The following is a 3,892-nucleotide window of genomic DNA, read 5'->3' as shown; positions in this document are numbered from 1 at the left end:
CCGGCATGCAGCCGCATGCGGCCATCCGCCGTCGTGACGTCCCGCGGCGGCTCGCCGCCCGACAGCGGCAGGACGCCGATGACGTGGCGAAAAGACACGCTTTGGCCTTCGCCCAGCGCAAAAGCGGTCGCCACCCCTTCGCGCTTCAGCCAGTTGTCGCCGATCGAGGCGGCATGGCCGACGGCAGCGCGGCCATCCTCGATGCCGAGCACGCCAAGGTGGCGGCCGCTCCATGGGGCGTAGTCGCGCCCGCCATTGCTGAACCACAGCATGGTGATTGGCAGTTCGGCCGGGTTCTTCAGCACCAGCACCAGATCGTCCTCGGCCTGTCGTGCAAGCGCGGTCCATCCCGGCCCGCCATGGTCGGCTTCGACCAGCGTGATGAAATCCTCGCGGCGGTCATCCATGCGGTATTCCGTCAGGTCGAGCGTGCCGCCGCCGGCGGCGGGAAAATGGCCGAGATCGGCGGAGCGCGCCGGATAGGCGAGCATGAAGCGGCCGCGTGCGGGATCGGGCTCCAGCGGATCGTCCAGCGTCGCGGCAAAACGCTTCGGCGAAAAGGCCAGCCTGCCGCCGCCGGTCATGGCCGTCATCGGGTGATGGGCGACCGAGATCGCACCATTGCCGCCGGAAAATACATGCTCCTGGTAGAGGAAGGGATGGCCGTCGCGCAGCGTCAGGATCTTGTCGACCGAAGCGCCCATCACCTCGTGCCGCAGGCGATAGACGGCGCGCCAGCCATCGTCGGTCGCGACACTTTCGACGACATCCCAGGCGCTGTTGGCCGTCCAGCCATGCAGCGGCGCTTCCTCGACATCGCTGCGCGAAAACGGCGCGCAGAGGAAATCGCCGGACAGCCGAACCGTGCCTTCCGGCAGGTCTTTCGGCAGCGTCTCGTTCGCATCGACCCAGGGCGCGCGATGCAGCGGCTTCAGCTGCCGCCCGCCAGCCTCGACGACCATGTCGGCGATGTGGCCGACCGTGAGGTCGAGCGAAACCGAAATGCCTCTGGCCTTGATGGTGTGGATGGTCATTGCGCTGTCACCGATTCTGAAGGCGCAAACTGAACCGTTCGGCGGCGGTTGCGCAAGCGCCGCGACAGGCATTTTGCATCGCGCACCTTCACCTTCCCCACAAGGGGAGGGTGAGCTACTGTCGCTTGTATTCCCGCACCGGCGACTTGGTGTCGTCGGTGTAGGTAACCTGCACCGACATCGATTTCACGCTGTCGGCGACCTTGAAATAGGGCTGGTAATCGTAGGGGATGGCGTAGGGGTCCTTCTTGTCGCAAGGCGGCATCTTGATCTCCTTGTCGAGGGCCGCGCCGTTCAGGCTGTAATGCACCTGTTTGATGGCGCAGCGGTAGGACAGCATCTGGGTGAAATAGACCAGGCCGTGGTTGCCGCTGGCATCGAAGGCGATCCACGAGGTCCAGAACTGGTCGAGGATCTGCTTGTTGCCTTGCTGAAGCGCTGTCTCGGGGTCGAAGCGGATGTCGAACGGGCCGGTCTCGCGGCCCCTGATGTCGAGATATTTGATCGCAATGATCCCCGCCACGGTGCTGTCGGGTATCTCGAAGCTCGGATTGGCCATCGGCTTGCCGGTGGTCTGGTCGTTCATGGCCAGGAAACCGGTGTCGGTGAAAGGACCGCTGTCGCCCATGCGCCAGGAGATGGCGGTCGCCGGCTCGGGCAGCGAGATGGTCATCGACCAGCCCTGGTTGGAGCGCATCGGCGTCAGCGAAGGCACGAAGCGGGCGGGGTCGAGCACGTCGCCAAGCGCCGCCAGCCGGCTGCGGCTGCGGTCCAGCCAGTCGGCCAACTGCGTCTGGTCGACGAAATATTTGAGCAACCCGCCATCCTTTTCGTAGGACGTGAACTTGGTCAGCGCCTTGGCCTCGTTGCGCTTGTCGGCCAGCGTCTGGGCGCCGAGGCGGTCTTCGGAAAACTCCTGCGCCAACAGGAAATAGGCCGGCGCGAAATCTGGATTGGCTGATATGAAGACGTTGAGCTTGTCGAGGCGCTGGGCGTCGTCGAACTGCTGGATATGCACCAGCTTGATCGACAGCGCCTTGCCCTTGTCGGCAAGCGCGCCGAACACCTCGCGCGCGCCGGCCTTGCCGTCCTGCACCCGAAGCAGCGCGGCAAAGCGCGTGTAGGGATCGATGGCGTCGACGTCGAAGCCGGCAAAGGCGAGGTAGGAGCGCCGCGCATTCAGCATGTCGCCGGACAACTCGTAGACGCGGGCATTGTGGTAGAACTCGTCCGGCCGCTTCGGCTCGGCGATCGCCCCGCCCTGCGCGGCAAGGGCGGCAAAGCCCTTGGCGATGATGTCGATCGAGGCGGCGATCTGCTGCGTCGTCGCCTGCAGCTTCTCGGTCTGGGCCTGCTGCTGCGCCTGGCCGGCGACCAGCGTCTCGGTCTCCTTCTTCACCTCGTCGGTGGTCTTCTGCACTTCCGCCGTCTGCTCAGTCTGCTGCTGCTGGACGGACGCGATCTCGTCGGTCTTTTTCGCCGCCGTGTCGGTCGACTGCTTGACCGCGTCGACCGTCTTTTGCGTCTGCGTGACGGTCTGCTCGATCTTCGCAACTTTCTCGGTAACGATGCCCATCGACTGCTGCAGCCCGGCAATGGCCGGCACCAGGCTGGCGATCACCCCATGCTGGGCGTTGGTCTGCTGCTGCAGGCCGTAGACGCCGCCGGCGACGGCCGCCGCACTGGTGGCGAAGATCAAGGCCGGCAGCGCCTTGGCCGCCAGCACCAGCCGGAGCACGATGGCAATGGCGATGATGATTGCGGCCACCGCGGCGACCAGCGCGATATAGGCGGCGAACGGCGCCAGCGGATTGAGGATGTCGGATACGGCACCCCCGACAAAGGCGACGCTGCCAGCCCATTTGCCGGTGCGGCTGAGTGATGCCCTGATAAGCGAGGGCGCAGCGCCCCCGGCCCCGATGTTCGTCATGCCAAGCCCCCAAGCCCTCGATACCACGCCCCTTCCCACGGGAAACGCGGCCTTGGCAAGCAAAGACACGGGAAAACCGGCGTTTTCGGGGCGGATGCCAAGCTTGCGAGGCTCGACAATCCTGGGGCTAACCGGCATTAACCAAATGGACGCAACAGCCGCGTTACGTTAGCGTCGTCTCATCTCAGCAACAGCCGACCCAGAACAGTCCAGCCCTTGTCCTACCTGCGTCCCTTTCCGCTCATCCAGAGAGTTTTTGCGGCACTAGCCCTGCTGGTGCTGCTGGCCGGCTGCGCCACGACGCCGCCCGACAGCGTGCTGGCCGTGCCCGCGCCGGCGCAGAAATATGCGGCCATCGTGGTTGACGCCAGGACCGGCAAGCAGCTGTTCGAGGTCAGCTCGACGGCGCAGCGCTACCCCGCCTCGCTGACCAAGATGATGACGCTGTATCTTTTGTTCGAGGCGCTGGAGTCCGGCCGCGTCAGCAAGCAGACGCAGATCCCGGTGTCGGACCATGCCGCCTCGCAGCCGCCGACCAAGATGCGCTTCCGGCGCGGCGAGAGCATCGACGTCGATTCCGCGATCCGCGCCATCGTCGTCAAATCGGCCAATGACGTGGCGGTGGCGGTCGGCGAATATCTCGGCGGCTCGGAGGATCAGTTCGCCGCCATGATGACATCCAAGGCGCGCCAGCTCGGCATGACCAGCACGACCTTCCGCAACGCGTCGGGCCTGCCCGACGATGGCCAGATGACGACGGCGCGCGACATGGCGGTGCTCGGCATGGCGCTGCATCAGCGCTTTCCCCAGCAGTTCCACTATTTCTCCGAAAGCGACTTCATGTTCCGCGGCCGGCTGGTGCGCGGCCACAACGACATGCTCGGCCGCGTGCGCGGCGTCGACGGCATCAAGACCGGCTACATCAGGG

General features: G+C 65.4%; 3 protein-coding genes. 1 reads left to right on the top strand and 2 read right to left on the bottom strand.

The annotated features are described in order from the left end of the window. Together EN969_RS20590 and EN969_RS20585 are read right to left on the bottom strand one after the other, a co-directional pair. A partial coding sequence (locus tag EN969_RS20590; RefSeq protein ID WP_127419349.1) for a hypothetical protein occupies positions 1 to 1,034 on the bottom strand: 1,034 nt, incomplete at its 3' end. A gap of 115 nt (positions 1,035 to 1,149) precedes the next feature. Continuing rightward, the gene (locus EN969_RS20585) at positions 1,150 to 2,964 is read right to left on the bottom strand and encodes a hypothetical protein (protein WP_063169762.1); all 1,815 of its coding nucleotides are present in this window, start codon (positions 2,962 to 2,964) and stop codon (positions 1,150 to 1,152) included. A 216-nt stretch (positions 2,965 to 3,180) separates the two neighbouring features. On the opposite strand from EN969_RS20585, the gene EN969_RS20580 reads away from it, so the two are divergent. Next, positions 3,181 to 3,892: D-alanyl-D-alanine carboxypeptidase family protein (locus EN969_RS20580; RefSeq protein ID WP_164758380.1), on the top strand; the 712-nt coding region annotated here is incomplete at its 3' end.

This window comes from Mesorhizobium sp. M7A.F.Ca.CA.003.01.2.1 (genome assembly GCF_003998945.1).
Classification (GTDB): Bacteria; Pseudomonadota; Alphaproteobacteria; order Rhizobiales; family Rhizobiaceae; genus Mesorhizobium; species Mesorhizobium ciceri.
This window is presented reverse-complemented; position numbering and strand designations above follow the sequence as displayed.